The following is a 17,288-nucleotide window of genomic DNA, read 5'->3' on the forward strand; positions in this document are numbered from 1 at the left end:
AGAGGGTACCGGCTGCTGGTTGTCTGGCATTACCTGGGCGCGGGGTGTCCCGCCCAGTCACCGATGCCGTCCAGTTCCGGTGCAAGTGCGTGTTCGGCCGCACGCCGCAGCAGTGCCGGTGCGACGTAGTGGCGATGCGTGCTGTCGATCAGCGCCATGTAGATGCGACCGAACGCATTGTGGGTCTGCACGCGCGAACCGAGACTGATCTCGACGCCACCATCCGCACGCAGCTGCACCCGCACGCTGCTGCGGAAACGCAGATGGCGGTCGTCGGCACCGAGCAGGACTTCCGCGCAGTGGTCATCTGCATCGACCCGCGAATCCAGCACTGGATAACGGTCAGCAAACAACCGGCTGCGGTCATTGGACAGCAGCGACGATACCGGGCAGCCCAGCGGTGAGGTGCGCAGCCGCAGCGGCGCAACCAGGCGGTTGCGCAGCGCCATCAACCGGTCCACGCCGCTGGGAGGATTGCGCAGGAAGCCTTCCAGTACCTCGGCCAGCAGTGCCGACGCGGAACGCTGCCGCAGCTGTGTGCTGTCCAGCTGCAGCGTGGTCAGGTCCTGGTAGTGGCTGAGCGGCAGCGCAGCGGCCAGCAGGCCGTCGCTGTGTGGCGCCTGCGACTGGATGGGATAGGCCGGCGTAGCGCGTTCGACAAACCCACGCAGCGGTTGCAATGTGATCCGCCGCAGCGGGCCGAACCATGCACGGGTGCGCGCACACAGCCGGGCACGCAGGCTGGGGGGCGCAGCCTGCAGTGACAGCTGCATCAGCGGCGTGGCCGCCAGAGCGGCTGCCGTCGGCCAGCAGGCTTCCGGCAGTACGTCAGTGAGGCTGGGAATGTCGGCGGCATTGCGCTGTACCTGCGCACGGGTGTGCTCGCTCATCGCACCGGCCAGTTCATTGCTGTGGCACGACAGCGCGAACAGCGCCGGATGGTTGCGGTGGTTCGATGCGAACTGGTGCCAGGTGCCGCCACCGAAGCGCACGGTGAACAGGCAGTCCGGCGGGATGCGGACGCGCCGCAGCGTGCGCGCGAAGACGCCGGGATCGCTCGCCAGCTCCGCGTCGGAAACGCTGGCGAAGCGCAGCTCGGCGCCGGCGCTGCCGGCGACGGCCGTGAACATGCGTGGACCGGCATGGCGATGGAACGGATGGCCACCGGCACCAACAGAGAAACTGTACAGCGAGGACGGATCACCCTGCTGCAGATGCATGCCGCCCAGCCGTGCCGAGGGCTCATCCAGCGCATCGATGAAGGCCGGATGGTGGCGCTGGCGCTGGTTGGCGTCGATGATCAGTGCATCACCGGCACCGATGCCCAATTGCGCGATCAGCGTGACTTCGGTCGGGCTGGCTCCTTCCCGGGCGGGAAGCTGGACGGCTGGAAACGAACGGCGGTCGCGGGTCGGTCCAGGCATGGTCGCGCTCCTTGGCAGGGATGCTCAGCGGGCAGGGGACTTGCGGCGGGCGCGGGCTTCGCGCTTGAGCGGGCCACCGACCGGACAGACTTCAGCGGCCCAGGAGAACAGCGTATTGGCCAGGCGGTCCGGCACCTGCCGGAAGTACACGAACTGGCCACGCTTCTCGCGTTCGATCAGCCCGGCTTCCTCAAGGATGCGCAGATGGCTGGACAGCGCGGGCTTGCTGAAATCGAAGCGCTCGGCCAGTTCACCCGCGCTGAGCTCACCGGCGCTGAGGTAGGCCAGGATCTGCCGGCGCGCGGTGGAGGCAAGGGCTTCGAAGATGCGGTCCATGGCGAGCTAATTAACTAATTCGTTAATTGATAGTCCTCCCGCTGCAGCCGGCTGTCAAGCGTCGGCCAGTTGCACGGCCCGCATGCCCTTTGCCATCCTCCCCGCTGCTTTCCGTCTTTGGAGTTTCGATGCGCGCTGCGTTCTGGCTGGTCCTGGCCCTGCTGCCCACCCTGGCTGTGGCGCAGCCCGCGCGAGCGGCCAAGGACAATGCCTCCGCGCAGGACCCCTTCAGCGAACTGTTCGATACCGCCTGCATGCAGCACATCGGTGCCCCGGCGCGGCTGCAGTCGTTGATGGAATCCAATGGACTGTCGCCGTTGCAGCCTGCCGAAGCGGCCACGCTGCTGCAGGGCCAGCCAGGCGTGGCCTGGATGGTGCCGCTGGCCAGTGGCCGCTATGCGGTGAGCTGGGCCGACGATGGCACCTGCACGGTGTATGCGGAGAAGGCCGATGTGGCGGTGGTGCAGAAGGGCTTCGCACGGTTGATGCTGGCCGCACCGAAGCCGTTGCAGGCACGTTCGCTGCCGGGGCGCGGGCCGCTTTCGGCCGATCAGGTCGCCATCCAGTACGGCTGGGCCGCGCCCGGCCAGAGCAGGCTGCAGGTCCGTTTCCGCCTGGTCACGCGGCAGGCACCGGAGGCCGGCGTGCAGGCGATGGCGTCGGCGACCCCGGGCGAGGCGATGCTGGAACAGGCTGCGCCCGGACGCTAGCGCCGGGCCTGGCGCGGCGGCCGATGCAGGGGCCACGCTCGCGATTCAGTTTTTCACCGGGGATGTGGTATATCGTTTATCGATAAATCCACCCCGGGGCGGCGAAGCCACCCCAACACCGGAGGCCGCTTGACCGCTCGTCCCGCCCGCGCCAGACCCGCGCGAGGCTTGTTCACCCTGGCCCAGGCCGCCGTACAGGCCGTCCGGGCGATGTGCTGGCTGGGCATCCTGGCCGCACTGCTGGCCGTGCCGCTGGTCGCCCACGACCGTCGCTGGCTGCTCGACAGCGTCCACGACGCCAATGCCGCCGCCGCGCATGGCAATGACCTGTTCCTGCATTTCTGCCTGGGCCTGGGCGCGATCGTCGCGCTGCTGGTGCTGTGCCTGGTGTTCCTGCGCCACCTGCTGCGGCTGCTGGCATCGGCGGCACGCGAGCGGCCGTTCACCCATGCCAATGCGCAGCGCCTGCAGCGCATGGCGTGGTTGATGCTGGCGATGGAACTGCTGTCGATCCTGATCGGCGCCTACGCCGCATGGATGGGCCCGGACTTCACCTGGATGGAAGTCGGTGGCGGCATGTCGATCACCGGCCTGGTCGCGGTGCTGATGCTGTTCGTGCTGGCACGCGTGTTTGCCGTGGGTGCGGCGATGCGCGATGACCTCGACGGTGTCATCTGATGGCGATTGTCATCACCCTGGACCGCATGCTGCAGCAGCGGGGAATGACCCTGTCCGAGCTGGCCGGGCGCATCGACATCACCCTGGCCAACCTGTCGATCCTCAAAACCGGCAAGGCGCGCGCCATCCGCTTTTCCACACTTGATGCGATCTGCCGTGAGCTGCAGTGCACGCCCGGTGACCTGCTCGGGCATGACCCGGCGCAGGCGCAGGAGGCTGACTGAGTGTTTCCCCTTTTCCCTTACCTACTGACGAAACGGACCTGAAATGGAATGGTTGGCTGACCCCTCGATATGGATGGGCCTTGCAACCCTGGTCGTGCTGGAGATCGTTCTCGGCATCGACAACCTGGTGTTCATCGCGATCCTTGCCGACAAACTACCGCCGCACCAGCGTGACCGCGCGCGGGTGATCGGCCTGGCGCTGGCGCTGCTGATGCGGCTGGTGCTGCTGGCCGCGCTGGCATGGATCATGAAGTTGACCGAGCCGCTGCTCACGCTGTTCGACCACAGCTTCTCCGGGCGTGACCTGATCCTGCTGGGCGGTGGCTTGTTCCTGTTGTTCAAGGGCACGATGGAACTGCACGAGCGCCTGGAGGGCCGCGAACACCACGAAGATGGCAAGAAGGTCTACGCCAGCTTCGCGATGGTGGTGGCTCAGATTGTGGTGCTCGACGCGGTGTTCTCGCTGGACTCGGTGATCACCGCAGTGGGCATGGTCGACAACCTGGGCGTGATGTATGCCGCGGTGACCATCGCGATGGTGCTGATGCTGGTGGCCAGCAAGCCGCTGACCCGCTTCGTCAACAAGCATCCCACGGTGGTGGTGCTGTGCCTGGGCTTCCTGCTGATGATCGGTTTCAGCCTGGTGGCCGAAGGCCTGGGCTACAAGATTCCGAAGGGCTATCTGTACGCGGCCATCGCCTTCTCGATCCTGGTCGAAGCCTTCAACCAGTGGGTGCGTTTCAACCGTGAGCGCAACGAGCGCCGCCAGCCGTTCCGTCAGCGCACCGCCGACGCCGTGCTGCGCATGCTCGGCGCGCGCCCGGCCAATGGTCATCACGACGAAGAAGCCAGCGAGCAGGTGGACGCCGAAGAGCGCCTGCAGCCGGCCGAGCACGAGATGATCCGCAGCGTGCTGGGCCTGGCCGATCGCCCGGTGTCGAGCGTGATGACCGTGCGTGCCGACGTGCAGTGGATCGACATGGCGCGTGGGCCGGAGGATGTGGTGGCACGCCTGGTGGCGTCGCCGCACACTCGCTTGCTGGTGGGCGATGGCGATCTGGACAGCCTGCGCGGCGTGGTACAGAGCCGCGACCTGCTGGCCGACCTGCTGCAGGGCAGGCCGCTGCAGCTGGAAGCCAACCTGCGCGAGCCGCAGTACGTGCTGTCGAGTGCCAGCGCATTGCAGGCGCTGGAACTGATCCGCCAGCACCCGGTACCGCTGGCGGTGGCGGTGGACGAGTACGGCAGCGTGGAAGGCCTGGTGACCGCCAACGACCTGCTGGCGGCCATTGCCGGTGACCTGGTCGACACCCAGGACGAGCGCTATGGCGTGGTCGCGCAGGGCGAAGATTGCTGGGAGGCCGATGGTGCGCTGACCCTGGACGATCTGCAGCGCCTGGCCGGTGTGTCGCTGCCGCGCAGTGCCGACTACATGACCATCTCCGGGCTGGTGCTGGAACAGCTGGGCCGCCTGCCGGACGTCGGCGATGCGGTGGAGGTGACCAGTGTACGTGTCACCGTGCTGGCGATGGAGAAGCGCCGCATCACGCGCCTGCGGGTGGAACGCATCGACGGACTGGCTTGACCAACGCCTTGTTGTAGAGTCGAGCCATGCTCGACTGCCTCCTGAGCAGCCGGGTACGGGCTCGGCTCTACACAACACTGCCGGCAACCGTCACCATGGCGGGCCCGTTTTCCTTCCCGGATGGTTGCAGTGCTGAGTACGATCGGTTTGTTGATGGGCCTGTATGTGGCCTGGCGCCTGTTCTGGCCACTGCGCATGCCCATCTGGATGAAGGTCGTGCTGTCGCTGCTGCTGGTGGCCGTGGCCGTGCAACTGCGCATCGTGGCCGCCTTCTGGGGCTCGATGGCGTCGCCGGAAATCCCGAAGCTGGCCATCGCCTCGTTGGCCACGGGTTCGACTGCCGTACTGCTGCTGGCGCTGGTCCTGCTGGTGCTGGACGTGGGCCTGCTGGTGTCGCGCATCCTGCGCAGGCCACGTGCTGTATCGGCGTTGCGCGCGCCGAAGCTGCGCCCGGTGGCGGGTGTACTGGCGCTGCTGGTCAGCGCCTATGGCGTCAGCCAGGGAATGGCGGTGCCCAAGCCCCGGCAGATCGAGGTGAGCATCGCCGGGTTGCCGGCCGGGTTCGACGGGTATCGCGTGCTGCAGCTGACCGACATCCATGCCAGTCGCCTGCTGACCGGCGACTGGGTGCGCAGGGTGGTGGAGGAGAGCAATGCGCTGAAGCCGGACCTGATCGTGATTACCGGCGATCTGATCGATGGCAGCGTCGAGGCCCGCCGCGACGACGCGCGGCCACTGGCCGACCTGCATGCACCGGATGGTGTCATCGCCATCACCGGCAACCACGAGTACTACGCGCAGTACCAGGAGTGGATGCAGGCGTTTCGCGCGCTGCACATGCAGGTGCTGGAGAACAGCCACCTGCAGGTACGACGGGGCGATGCGGCGCTGACCATTGCCGGCGTCACCGACCCGGTGGCGGCGCGCTATGGCCTGCCTCTGCCGGATCTGGAGGCCGCGCTTGCCGGTGCTGATCCGGGCGCGCCGGTGATCCTGCTCGACCATCGCCCGCGCAATGCGCGCGAGGCTGCCGCACGCGGGGTGAAGCTGCAGCTGTCCGGGCATACACATGGCGGCCAGATCATTGGCATGGACCAGCTGGTGAAGCGCGCCAATGGCGGTTATGTGTCCGGGCGTTACGAGGTGGATGGCATGACACTGTACGTGAGCAATGGTGCTGGCCTCTGGGCCGGATTTCCGGCACGCATCGGTGTGCCGTCTGAGATCACCTTGATCACCCTGCGCCGCGCCCCGTGACCTGAAGTGGGGTCAGATTCCTTTCCCTGCGGGAAAGGGATCTGACCCCTGACAGACCACATGGAAGGAACCATGTCCCATCGCCGCGCACCCATGGAACGCCTGATCCGGGCCAATGCGGACGAGATCAATCGGCTGCGCCAAGCCATCCGCGAGGCCGCTGGCACGCGCTGGCGTGGCCCGGAAGAAATGCAGCGGCATGCGGCAGCCTGCGCGGAATACAACCAGCGCTATGAACAGCTTGCTTTCCCGGGTGGCTACGCCAACGCGCTGAAGCAACTTGCCGAACGCGATCCAGATACGGTGGATGTCGTGCTGACCTTCCTTGAGGTGCGCCCGTACTTCTTCCGTTCCGGATATATGTGGAAGACGCTGCTGAAGCGTGTGCCACGGGCACCGATGGGTGTGAAGCAGCAGGCCCGGATGCAGAAGATCCTCGATGCCTACGCTGCTTACCGGGCGGGAAGCAGGCACTCCCAGTAGCTCCACGCCATGCGTGGAGGTCGCGCCGCACCCAGCATCCCAGTCGGCCGCGGATCGGCGATCATGTGCACTGGGTCCTGAAACCAGGAAAGACGCAATGCAGGGAACGCATCCTTCAACCGGGCGCCGACGACACGCTGTGCTGCTGATCGCCGCATTGCTGCCGGTGGCCTGCCAGCGCACGCCTGACGCATCGGATGAGGCGCCGAGTGCAGACACGCCGGTTGTCGCGCCAGCGGCCGCCACTGATCTCTCCCCGCTGCTGGATGCCCTGCCGACCTGTGCGCTGGACGGCTGGTACATCGATCAGCAAACCGACCGCCCGGCCCACCCCTGGCTGGCCGCGAATGCGCCACGACCCTGCAAGAAGGACGAGGAGAACGAGATCGCCACGTTCTGCGTGCAGGGGCAGTGGAAGGGACTGCCGGTGGAGGAGGTGATCCTGCCGACGATGACCTTCGTTTCGTTCCGTGGTGCGAAGATCGGTCTGCCGTTGGAGAAGGCGCGTCCGATCGTCCGCGAACGCTTCGGACAGGCTTTCCCGGGTGGTGCGCCTTACGAAGCGGGTCGCGAGCCGAAGCTGATGGCCGATCCCGAGGATGCGCAGCGTTCGTGGCTGCTGTGCAGCACGCCCGAGCCGGGGGGCGATGTGGGCAGCCAGGCAGGCGTCAGCTACTCGGGCATGAACCTGCCCTACGACCACGACGGCTGCAGCTACCGCTACAGCCCGGTCGACTTCTGCGATGCGCGGCACCGCGCAGCCATCGAAGATGCGCTCCAGCACCAGAAACCCAATTTCAACCAGCACTATCTGCTGGTGCAGGTCGATGATCGTCCCGAGTACTTCCAGCGCACGCTGGTGCTGGTCGATACCCGCACGGGCAGGGTGACGCCACTGCCGTTCGATGCCTTCACCGGACCAGCAGGGAGAGGCGGAGATGCCACCGGCTACGGGACACTGGAAACGGGCGTGGACCAGCCGCAGTTCTGCCTCGACGGCGCGTTGCTGGTCTACCGTGTGTTCGAGGAAGGTCGCTTCTGCTTCGGCTTTGACGGTGAGCGATTCACCGGCCATGAAACCCAGTACATGCAGGCGACGGACAGCCGATGACCGGTATTTCACCCCGGCCATGACATCCTCCTCGAACCTGCACAATCGGGATCGAGGCTGTTGAAGGCGAACACGCAATGACTGCCGCGCGGCAGCGCTCGATGTGGGTGGCCGGCCTGTCCACGGTGGTGGAGTGGTACGACTTCACCTTGTATCTGTACTTCGCCACGGTGCTGTCGCGGGTGTTCTTCGGCGGCGGCAAGGAGGCGATGCTGGTGACCCTGGCCGGGTTCGCGGTGTCCTATCTGATGCGTCCACTGGGTGCGCTGTGCTTCGGCCACCTGGGTGACCGGCTGGGCCGGCGCTGGATGCTGCTGGCGTCGATGGCCTTGATGGCAGCGGCGATGCTGGCCACCGCACTGTTGCCGACCGCTGCCACGGCAGGTACCACGGCGGGCGTGCTGCTGCTGGTGCTGCGCTGCGTGATGGCGTTCTCGGTAGGCGGCGAATACACCGGCGTGGTGGCGTACCTGCTGGAAAGTGCGCCGGTGCGGCGACGCGGGCTGGTGACCTCGCTCGCTTCGGCGGCCAGTGAAGTGGGGGCGCTGCTGGCAGTGGCGATCTCCGCGCTTACGGTTGCGCTGCTGCCCACCGCGCAGCTGGACAGCTGGGGCTGGCGCATTCCCTTCTTCGTCGGCGCGGCGTTGGCGGTTGTGATCCTGGTCGCGCGCTCGGGCATGCACGAATCGCTGGAGTTCGAGCGCCAGCGTAGCGAGGGCAGTATTCCGGCTACGCCGCTTCGCCACGTATTGCGTAACCACCCACTGGCGGTGGCACGCACCTTTGCGATCTCGGCGCTGGGCTCGATCACCTACTACGTGGGCATCACCTATGTGCCGGCGTTCCTGCATGCACAGGGTCACGACGAGGGCGATGCATTATGGCTGTCGACGATTGCGGCAGTCGCGGTCATCGCGATCACGCCGTTGTGTGGCGCATTGTCCGACCGCGTCGGGCGACGCCCGATGCTGCTGGGTCTGACCCTGCTGGCGGCGCTGCTGCCACTGTCCCTGTTCGCGTGGATGGCACAGGCGACGGCGCTGGGCATCGCGCTGGCGGCGGTGCTGCTGGCCTGTGTAGCCGGTGGTGTGAGCGCGGTGGCGGCCCCGGCTACGGCCGAGCAGTTCCCGGGCGAGGGCCGGGTCAGCGGGCTGGCACTGGGGGTGACCATGGCCACCGCATTCTTCGGCGGAGCAACACCCTGGCTGGCGCAATGGTGGGTGGAGCGCAGCGGCTGGGCGGCCGCGCCGGGCGCGATGATCGCGCTGGTGGCGGTGCTGGTGTTGCCAGTGCTGTGGACCCTGCCCGAGACGGTCCCGGGCAGGGCCAAGCGCTAGCCGATCAGACCTTCAGGGTCTGCTCGATGTCGGCCAGTACGGCGGCCGCATCCACGCCGATGGCAATCGACTGCAGTACATGGCCGTCCCACACGCTGGGACCAAAGCCCATGCCTTCCGGCTTGGGAATGGTCATGCCGCGGGCAACGCCATCGGTGGCCACGCGCACGCTGGCACGTTCGAACTGGAACAGCTCCGGGCGGGTCAGCGCGATGCAGGCGCAGCAGTCATGCACGACCATGCCCTTGTGGCCGGCCTGCAGGTAGAAGTCGACGTAGTCCTGCGACAGCGCACGGACCAGCTCGGCGTCGGCACCGCCGATGGCGGCCAGCTTGTCCAGGCCGTCGCGGTTCATTTCCACGCGGGTGGTGACATCCAGCCCGATCGCCGTGACCGGCCACTGCGCGGTGAACACAATGTCGGCTGCTTCGGCGTCGCCCCAGATGTTGGCCTCGGCGGCCGGGGTGATGTTGCCGTTGACGTGGAAGGCGCCGCCCATCAGCACCACGCCGCGCACCAGGCCGGCGATGTCCGGAGCCTGCTGCAGGGCAAGGGCCAGGTTGGTCATGCGGCCGACCGCGACCAGGGTCACTTCGCCCGGATGGGCGCGGACCAGATCGATGATCAGCTGGGCCGCCGGGCGCGCATCGACGGCCACGTCCAGGCTGGCCGGCACCGGGTGGTTGCCCAGGCCGTTGTGGCCGTGGATGTGCACCGGCCAGGCTTCCGGGGTAGCTTCGGGCTGCAGCGGGCCACCGGCACCGCGCGCGACCGGGGCGGCAAAGCCCCAGGCCTGCTTCAGGTACAGCGCATTGTGCGTGGTCGACTCCACCGAGGCGTTGCCGAAGGTGGTGGTGACGCCGATCAGGTCGATCTGCGGGTGCTTGTGCAGGTACAGCAGGGCCAGGGCGTCGTCGACGCCCGGGTCGGTATCGAAAATGACTTTCAGCATGTTGTTGTTCTTCTTCTTCCGTGTGGTGCAGGGGGGCCGGCGGCCTTGCGGGCAGGCCGGCGCGCCCTACATTGTCCCATCTTCATGACAGGCAGGGCCATTGCCGGGGTGGCAGGCCATAATGCCCCCAGTCCAGGCACGGAGCCGCCGAATGCTGATCGTTGCCCTTCTGCTGGTCCTGCTGGTGCTGGGCCTGAACGTGGTGGCCACCGTGGTGATCGCGCAGCGTGACGGCCTGACGGCGGGCGGCCGGACGGTGCAGTTGCTGCTGGTCTGGCTGCTGCCGCTGGTCGGCGCGATCCTGTGCATGGCAGTAGCCACGGCCGATGGCTCGGGCAGCCGGGCGGATGGCGGCGCAAGCTACGACAGCTCAGGTGGCTATTCCGGTGACAACCACAGCCATCACAGCCACAGCAGTTCCGACTGCAGCAGTGATGGTGGTGGGGGTGACGGCGGCAGCTGCGGTGGCGGCGATTGATGAGACGTCCCAGGGTGCCGGCCAAGGTCACGTCCTGGTAGTGCCGGCCGCTGGCCGGCAACCCTGTGCGCTCAGCCGCCGCCTTCGGTCGGCAACGGCGCCGGCACGTTCAACAGCCCGCCCGCCGCCACATAGGCGGCCAGTGCCTGGCCCTGGCTCAGCAGATGGCGTTCCATGGTGCGTTCGGCGGCCTGCGCATCGCGGCGGCGGAAGCATTCCATCAACTCGCGGTGTTCGGCCAGCGACTGCGCGGTGCGCCCGGGGGTCAGCAGCTGGCGGCCGCGATGCATCTTCAGGATGCGGTGCAGATCGTGGGTGATGCGGATCAACCAGGGGTTGCCCGCGTAGTGCTGCACGGTTTCGTGGATCAGGTAGTTGTTGCGGTAGTACTCGGCGATGTTGCCTTCGGCCGCCGCCGCTTCCATTGCCGCATGCAGGTCTTCGAGCTGCTGCACGCCGGCGTCGTCGATGTGCTTCACCGCCTCATGCGCGCAGCGGCCTTCCAGCATCGCCATCACCGGGAACAGCTGGTTGAGGTCTTCCAGCGTCAAACGGGTGACCCGGCTGCCACGACCGGCATCGATCTGCACCAGGCCTTCGGCGGCCAGCAGCTTCAGCGCCTCGCGCAGGGGTGTGCGGCTGATGCCCAGTTCTTCGCACAGCGCGGGCTCGTCGATCCACTCGCCCGGCGGCAGCCGGTAATCGTAGATGCGCTCGCGCACGTGTTCGGCCACCTCTTCATACAGAGGCGCGCGCTTCTTCGGTGAACGTGGGGCAGGGGCAATAGCCATGGAGGAAGTGTACCGCCAGGTAGTGCCGGCCGCTGGCCGGCAACCCATGATCGCTGGATGGCTTCATGAGATTGCCGGCCAGCGGCTGGCACCACCGTTGGGATGATTACATCCAGCCCGGCACCACGAATACCAGCCAGGCCAGCAGCGGCCCCAGCGCCACCACCAGTCCGCTGTAGACCAGGAAGCGGCGGAACAGCGTCTCGCGCTCTTCCTTGGCGGCCGAGGCCACCACCAATGCGCCATTGGTCGAGAACGGGCTGACATCGACGATGGTGGATGACACCGCCAGCGCACAGATCACGCCGGCCGCGCTGAGGTGGCCCTGCATCAGGAACGGCACCGCCAATGGAATCGTCGCGCCGAGTACCGCCGCCGATGAGGCGAATGCGGAGACGATGCCGCCGACGTAGCAGACCAGCAGCGCACCGAGCAGCGGGATGCCGATGTCGGAGACACCGTTGCCGATGAAGTCCACCGCACCGGCATGTTCCAGCACACCGATGTAGGTCACCACGCCGCAGATCAGCAGCACGGTGGACCAGCTGATGCCATCGACCGCGCCTTTCTGGCTCTGCGGCGAAAGCAGTGCCAGCACCACCGCCACAGTGATCGACACCAGACCTACGTTGAGGTTGTAGATCAGCGCGGCCACGCCCAGGCCAAGCAGGCCGACCAGGGTGAACAACCGCTCGCGGGTCAGGCTCACCGCATCCAGTGCCACCGGATCATTGGACAGGGTGCCACCACCGGCGGCCACCAGCGCGCCGTGGCCTTCGATCGCGAACTGGCGCGACGATGCCTGCGGGCCACCGGCCATCGCCAGTTCCGCGTTGCCGACCATTCCCGCCGCGGTGATCGAGCCACGACGCAGCAGGGCGATGCCACCGAAGGCGAAGAAGCAGATCGTCGCCATCATGAAGTTGAAGCCCAGGCTGGTCAGGAACACCGCCATCTCGGTCACTTCCAGCCCGGCCTTCTGCACCACGCCGTTGGTGATGCTGCCGTACACGCTGATCGGCGAGAAGCCGCCCGCCTGTGCGCCATGGATGACCAGCAGGCCCATCATCAACGGGTTGATGTTGTACTGCTTGGCAAAGCGCAGCGCGACCGGACCGATGATGGCCACCGCTGCCGGGCCCAGCGCACCGAAGGCGGTCAGCACTGCGGTGATCACGAACATCACCCACGGAATGGCCACGATATGGCCGCGCACCGCTTTCACTGCCCAGTGCACCAGCAGGTCGATGGTGCCGTTCTTCTGCGCGATGGCGAACAGATAGGTGATGCCGACCAGGGTCAGGAACAGATCGCCGGGGAAGCCGGCCAGCACCTCTTTGCCCCCCATGTCGACCCACAGCCCGCCGATGATGAAGGCCAGCGCGAAGGCGACGGCGCCCATGTTGATCGGCATCGCGGTGGCAACGATGAACATGATCACCAGACCGATGATCGTTGCGATTTGTGGACTCATGCGCCCTCCCAGACACGTGACTCACGTACAGCGCGGATGGAGACCCGCCATCCCGGGGTAAGGCGACGTACTGCGTGTTGCGTGATACGTACTGCTCGAACCCGTTACTGCAGCCGCTCCAGCGCACTGCGAACCCATGCCGCCGCGCCTTCAAGGCTTTGGAACTCTTCCACCGCGCGTACCTCGCAGCACGGATAGGCCGGCGCGACCATGCGCGCCAATGCGTTGCCCGGGCCCAGCTGCAGGAACACCCGCGCGCCACGCTCGAAGGCCTGGCGCATCACCTGCGCCCATTCGATGGTCTGCGCGAGCTGCGCCGACAGCGTGTGGACCGCCGTTGCGCGATCCCGCACCGGTCGCGCATCGATGCCGGCCAGAAGGGGCAGGCGTGGCGCCTGCAGTGACACTGCTTCCAGTGCGGCGGCAAACGGTGCCACTGCGCCGGCCAGCAGCGGCGTGTGCGCGGGCACATGGACCGGCAGCGGGCGGATCTCCGCACCGCGCAACTGCGCGTCCATCGCCAATGCGTGCAGCGACCGCCATGCGCCGCCCACGATGAAGTGGTCGTGGCCATTGGCGATCGCGATGAAGGCGCCATGCACATCGCACAACTGCTGCGTGGCAACGCGGTCCAGTCCCAGTACTGCCTGGAGCCCGGCGTCATCGGGGCTGGCGGCATCCATCAGGCGCGCGCGCTGCGCGGACAGTGCCAGGCAGGTGGTGGTGTCGAAGCTGCCGGCGATGGCATGTGCGGCGAGCTCGCCGATGCTGTAGCCCGCGATCACCGTCGGCGTTGGCAACACCTCGCGCAGGCCCTGCCAGTGCGCCAGGCTTGCCGCGCACAGCAGGGGCTGGGCCTGCACATTGTCGAAGCGGTCGTCGGCCGCCGCGGCGGCGAATACATCGCGGCCCAGCAGTTCGCTCGTGGCATCGAGTACCGGCCGTGCGGCAGCAAGGTCGCGCACGCGATCGAACATCGCCGGATGCTGTGCACCTTGTCCGGGGCAGAGCAGGGTAAGGCTCATGCGCGCTCCTGGCGCAGCAGGAACACGCTGCATGCCAACAGATCGGCGCTGCCGCCAGGGCTCAGCCGACGGGCGACGAAGGCGTCAGCGACGAGCTTCAGGCGTGCGCGCCAGGCCGGTGCAAAGGCACCGCCGGTAGCAAGGAAATCCTGCGCCTGCTGCCGCGCCCAGCGCAGGCCATCGGCCCCGCCACGATGCAGCAGGTTGAGGTCGTCGGTGTGGGCGACCAGCTGCATCAACGTGTGGCACATCGCGGCCTCGCGCGTCAGCCCATTGGCCAGCGCATCGCGCAGGCTGGGCAGCGCCACCGCGCGCAGCAGCGGGTAACCGGCGGCGGCCTGTTCGCGCACGCCCGGCACCTTGTGCAGGGCGCGCGCACGCTGGCCCGGGCTGGCTGCATCCAGCGGGGCGTTTGCGAAATCCGCAGCCCAACGGCGTACCTCCAGGCAGACCTGTTCGCCGGTGGCGGCATGGCCCAGGCGGGAGCGGCAGGCAGCGGCGGCCGCCACCAGCAGGCCGAGGCTGAAGATCGCGCCGCGATGGGTGTTGATGCCCGAGGTGGCACGCAGCATCGCCGCTTCGGCCGCGATGCCACGCTGGCGCAGCGCATCGAACGGCGCTGCCGTAGCGCCGGCGCGGGCCACGGCGGTGAAATAGTGGCGCAGCGCAAACAGGCTGCGCAGGAACGTGCCGGCATCCATGTCGTGGTGGCTGCCGCGGTCAAACGGTGTGACCAGCCCCGGTTTGGGGGCCAGGGCCAGCTCGGCATGCAGGCTGGCGACGGCCACGCGGCCCAGGCGTGCGCAGTCCACCGCCGAACCGGGTTGGGCAGCGCTGTGCGCGACAGCGTTCATGCGGCTATCCCGGCGGAACTGAACAACGCCTCGCGCAGTTCCAGTGCAGCGCCGTCGGCGCGCTTGACCAGCACCTCGCGACTGCGTCCGGCATACTCGCGCCAGTTCACGGCACCGCCGTCAGCCAGGCACAGTTCGCCATCGACGCGACGGCCGTACTCGGTTTCCCATGCCTGCAGGCTCGCGATCAACCTGTCGGCCTGCGCTGCGCTGCCGGCCTGCCACAGCAGGTCGATGTCCGAGCGCGCATGCACGTAAGGCAGATGGCTGAGCAGCTGCCAGGCAAACGCACCGAATACACGTGCCGGGGCGATGGCCTGCAGTGCCTGCAGTGGGTGTTGCCATACCACTGGCAGGTTGCCTTCAAGCACCGCCTGCAGCGTTGGCGGCGCCTCGGTCCGCAGTACGTCCTGCAGCGGTACGCGCAGGGCGAGGCGCAGCTTGCCCTCCATCGGGGGCAGCGGCACGCCGAGGCGCAGGCGTGGATCGGCATCGTCCGCGGCACGACGCGCAACGATGGCCGGCAGACCCTGCGCAAACCATTCGGCCAGGCGCGGCTCGTGCGCGGCGATGTCCGCCTGCCAGCCGGCGTGCACCGACAACCAGACCAGCGTATGGCGGGGCAGCCGCTCAGGCATCGCCCTGGCTCACGGCTGCAGCCACGCTTGCGGATAGTGTGCGCCCGCCACGCTCGGCACCCTGGGCGGCGCGGCGGTCGCCTTCGGCGGGCGTGCGCAGGGCCTGCAGCAGGCGCATGGCCAGATCGCCATCCCATAGCGATTCCACCGCACCCATTGCCACGTAGTTCTCCACGCCCGGCGCGAACACCGGCGAGGCCTGGCTGAGTGCCTGCAGTTTCTCCAGCGGCTGCTTGGTCACCCTTGCCATCGCGCGCAGGTCCATTACCCGCACCTGCGCATCGGGCAGGGCGTGGATGTGGTCGGCCATCAGGCCGAATGAGAGGAAGCCGCCGCTGACCGACTCGCCATAGACCAGGGCCACCAGCCGCGCACCGCGTCGGCGTGCCAGATCCAGCGTCTGCGCCAAGTGAGCGAAGTAGCCGTTGATGCCAAGCAGTTCGTCACGGCGTGCCAGGCGTTGGCCGGCGGTGTCGACCAGCATCACGATCGGTCGTTGCGGATGCGCGGCGGTGCTGGCCAGCACGGTTTCGGCCAGTGCCAATGCGTGGTCCACGCCCACTTCAAGCTTGTCGGCGGTACCGATCACGGTCACCTCGCCATCCTCGGTGGTGGCGCTGCCGGTCAGCACCGAATCGTTCACCGCAATGACGTGGCCGCGCGGGAACAGGGCATCAAGCAGCGCGTGCAGCGGCAGGCTCATGGCAGGCTCCGGTCGGCGGTGGCGACGAGGAAGTCGTTGGTGTCCAGCAGCGGCAGCCGCTCGGGTTCGGCGATGCCCTGGAGGGACCAGATCTCAAGACCATCGCGGCATCCGCCCCAGGCCTGCACGCGTGCCTTCAACGCGGCATGGTGGGCCTGCAGCGCACTCAATGCCGCATCGGCATCGGTGCTGGCCGTGTCCGGCTGCAGTGCATCGAACGCTGCCTGCGCGAACGTCTCGATGGCATCGGGCACCAGTACCTGCGCCTGGTCGATCAGGTAGCGGTGCTTGCCACCGGTCACCCGCCAGACCAGCGCGCGGTCGCGGGAATCGAATTCCTCCACGCCGCGAACGGTTTCGATCACTTCCGGTCCGGACAGCGACAGCCGGCCTTCCTCGGACATGATCACGGTGCTGCAGCAGCGGGCGACGATGCCCATGCCACCGAACGCGCCATTGCCGCTGCCGATCAGTGCCACCACCGGCACGCCTGCAGCGCGCGCATCCAGCGTGGCGCGCATGATCTCGGAAATGGCAATCAATCCCGCGTTGGCCTCGTGCAGGCGCACGCCGCCGGTATCGAGCAGCAGCAACACGCCGTCGGGCCGGGTCGCCGCCGCACGGCGCAGCAGGCCGGTCAGCTTTGCACCGTGCACTTCGCCGACGCCGCCGCCCATGAATTCACCCTGCTGCGCGGCCAGCAGCACGCGCTTGCCGCGCAGCGTGGCTTCACCGACGACGATGCCGTCGTCGAACGCTGCTGGCTGGTCCAGCTGCGCCAGATGCGGGCTCATCATCCGTCGCGCAGGGCCCAGGAATTCCTGGAACGAACCGGCATCGACCAGGCCGGCGATACGCTCGCGTGCGTCGGCTTCGTAGTAGCTGTGGCGCTGTACGCGGTTCATGGCGTGCCTCCGCCCAGCAGCGTTTCCACTGCCTGGTCAAGGCGCAGGCTGACCACCGCCGGGGTTGCGCCGGCATCGTTGATCGAGATGCGCACATCGCGCAGCGGATGGCGTCGTGCGAAGTCGGTGATCACCGCTTGCCACACGCTGCCGAAGCCCTGCGCGGCCGTGATGATGCGCACCGTCATCGCGCCGTCCAGCGCGGCCGGCTCCAGCAGGATTTCCAGGTTGCCCGATGCGAGCACGCCTACCAGCACCGCATTGGTGGGGAAGTGCACAGGCGTCGTGCCGTCGAATCGATAGTCGAGGGTTTCCATGCTCTG

The 17,288-nt window shown here is 67.5% G+C and carries 20 protein-coding genes; 9 read left to right on the plus strand and 11 right to left on the minus strand.

Going from position 1 to position 17,288, the window contains the following annotated elements:
* Positions 1-29 precede the first annotated feature (29 nt).
* The gene (locus tag AC3ITW_RS05370) at positions 30-1,424 is read right to left on the minus strand and encodes a DUF2867 domain-containing protein (protein WP_100467960.1); all 1,395 of its coding nucleotides are present in this window, start codon (positions 1,422-1,424) and stop codon (positions 30-32) included.
* A gap of 24 nt (positions 1,425-1,448) precedes the next feature.
* Complete coding sequence (locus AC3ITW_RS05375) at positions 1,449-1,760, minus strand: metalloregulator ArsR/SmtB family transcription factor (RefSeq protein WP_004147836.1); 312 nt, start codon at positions 1,758-1,760, stop codon at positions 1,449-1,451.
* A 128-nt stretch (positions 1,761-1,888) separates the two neighbouring features.
* Here AC3ITW_RS05375 and AC3ITW_RS05380 point away from each other — a divergent pair, with 128 nt between their 5' ends.
* The 8 genes from AC3ITW_RS05380 to AC3ITW_RS05415 all read left to right on the plus strand — a co-directional run bounded on the left by AC3ITW_RS05380 (position 1,889) and on the right by AC3ITW_RS05415 (position 9,145).
* A complete protein-coding gene (locus tag AC3ITW_RS05380; RefSeq protein WP_012510378.1) occupies positions 1,889-2,470 on the plus strand; it encodes an NMCC_0638 family (lipo)protein in 582 nt (193 codons plus the stop codon).
* A 210-nt stretch (positions 2,471-2,680) separates the two neighbouring features.
* Positions 2,681-3,148 (plus strand): DUF2975 domain-containing protein, encoded by a 468-nt coding sequence (locus AC3ITW_RS05385; RefSeq protein WP_012510379.1) that lies wholly within the window; start codon positions 2,681-2,683, stop codon positions 3,146-3,148.
* Positions 3,148-3,372, plus strand: coding sequence for a helix-turn-helix domain-containing protein (locus AC3ITW_RS05390; protein WP_012510380.1), 225 nt, complete (start codon positions 3,148-3,150; stop codon positions 3,370-3,372). Before AC3ITW_RS05385 ends, AC3ITW_RS05390 begins: the two co-directional genes overlap by 1 nt.
* Positions 3,373-3,415: 43 nt before the next feature.
* A complete protein-coding gene (locus tag AC3ITW_RS05395; protein WP_012510381.1) occupies positions 3,416-4,957 on the plus strand; it encodes a TerC family protein in 1,542 nt (513 codons plus the stop codon).
* 120 nt (positions 4,958-5,077) lie between these two features.
* Positions 5,078-6,214, plus strand: a complete 1,137-nt coding sequence (locus tag AC3ITW_RS05400) for a metallophosphoesterase (RefSeq protein ID WP_489390125.1) — start codon at positions 5,078-5,080, stop codon at positions 6,212-6,214.
* 72 nt (positions 6,215-6,286) lie between these two features.
* On the plus strand, positions 6,287-6,697 hold the full coding sequence (locus tag AC3ITW_RS05405; RefSeq protein WP_012510383.1) for a hypothetical protein: 411 nt from the start codon (positions 6,287-6,289) through the stop codon (positions 6,695-6,697).
* Positions 6,698-6,794: 97 nt separating this feature from the next.
* Positions 6,795-7,808 carry a hypothetical protein gene (locus tag AC3ITW_RS05410; RefSeq protein ID WP_012510384.1) on the plus strand — a complete coding sequence of 338 codons (1,014 nt, stop codon included), beginning with the start codon at positions 6,795-6,797 and terminating at the stop codon, positions 7,806-7,808.
* A gap of 77 nt (positions 7,809-7,885) precedes the next feature.
* Positions 7,886-9,145, plus strand: coding sequence for an MFS transporter (locus tag AC3ITW_RS05415; protein WP_489390126.1), 1,260 nt, complete (start codon positions 7,886-7,888; stop codon positions 9,143-9,145).
* Between the two features lie 4 nt (positions 9,146-9,149).
* On the opposite strand, the gene AC3ITW_RS05420 is transcribed toward AC3ITW_RS05415, so the two are convergent.
* Positions 9,150-10,097: a nucleoside hydrolase gene (locus AC3ITW_RS05420; protein WP_012510386.1), complete on the minus strand. Its 948-nt coding sequence runs from the start codon at positions 10,095-10,097 to the stop codon at positions 9,150-9,152.
* 151 nt (positions 10,098-10,248) lie between these two features.
* Between AC3ITW_RS05420 and AC3ITW_RS05425 the strand changes: the two genes are divergently transcribed.
* Positions 10,249-10,575 carry a hypothetical protein gene (locus tag AC3ITW_RS05425; protein WP_041864487.1) on the plus strand — a complete coding sequence of 109 codons (327 nt, stop codon included), beginning with the start codon at positions 10,249-10,251 and terminating at the stop codon, positions 10,573-10,575.
* A gap of 71 nt (positions 10,576-10,646) precedes the next feature.
* Here the strand turns inward: AC3ITW_RS05425 and AC3ITW_RS05430 are convergent, their stop codons facing one another.
* From AC3ITW_RS05430 to mdcC, 8 genes are all read right to left on the minus strand, one after another.
* A complete protein-coding gene (locus AC3ITW_RS05430) occupies positions 10,647-11,366 on the minus strand; it encodes a GntR family transcriptional regulator (RefSeq protein ID WP_012510388.1) in 720 nt (239 codons plus the stop codon).
* A 106-nt stretch (positions 11,367-11,472) separates the two neighbouring features.
* Entirely contained in the window at positions 11,473-12,840 is a 1,368-nt protein-coding gene (locus AC3ITW_RS05435) for an SLC13 family permease (protein WP_004147906.1), read from the minus strand.
* Between the two features lie 104 nt (positions 12,841-12,944).
* Positions 12,945-13,865, minus strand: coding sequence for a malonate decarboxylase subunit epsilon (mdcH, locus tag AC3ITW_RS05440; RefSeq protein WP_180889624.1), 921 nt, complete (start codon positions 13,863-13,865; stop codon positions 12,945-12,947).
* Positions 13,862-14,719 carry a triphosphoribosyl-dephospho-CoA synthase MdcB gene (gene mdcB / locus AC3ITW_RS05445; RefSeq protein ID WP_004147910.1) on the minus strand — a complete coding sequence of 286 codons (858 nt, stop codon included), beginning with the start codon at positions 14,717-14,719 and terminating at the stop codon, positions 13,862-13,864. The genes mdcH and mdcB overlap by 4 nt, the downstream gene beginning before the upstream one ends.
* A complete protein-coding gene (mdcG, locus tag AC3ITW_RS05450) occupies positions 14,716-15,357 on the minus strand; it encodes a malonate decarboxylase holo-[acyl-carrier-protein] synthase (protein ID WP_489390127.1) in 642 nt (213 codons plus the stop codon). Before mdcG ends, mdcB begins: the two co-directional genes overlap by 4 nt.
* Positions 15,350-16,054, minus strand: a complete 705-nt coding sequence (mdcE, locus tag AC3ITW_RS05455) for a biotin-independent malonate decarboxylase subunit gamma (protein ID WP_153676220.1) — start codon at positions 16,052-16,054, stop codon at positions 15,350-15,352. The genes mdcG and mdcE overlap by 8 nt, the downstream gene beginning before the upstream one ends.
* A gap of 2 nt (positions 16,055-16,056) precedes the next feature.
* Complete coding sequence (locus AC3ITW_RS05460) at positions 16,057-16,965, minus strand: biotin-independent malonate decarboxylase subunit beta (protein WP_065722505.1); 909 nt, start codon at positions 16,963-16,965, stop codon at positions 16,057-16,059.
* Positions 16,962-17,282, minus strand: coding sequence for a malonate decarboxylase acyl carrier protein (mdcC, locus tag AC3ITW_RS05465; protein WP_065722504.1), 321 nt, complete (start codon positions 17,280-17,282; stop codon positions 16,962-16,964). The genes AC3ITW_RS05460 and mdcC overlap by 4 nt, the downstream gene beginning before the upstream one ends.
* Between the last annotated feature and the right edge of the window lie 6 nt (positions 17,283-17,288).

Source organism: Stenotrophomonas sp. KH_052 (assembly GCF_057838755.1).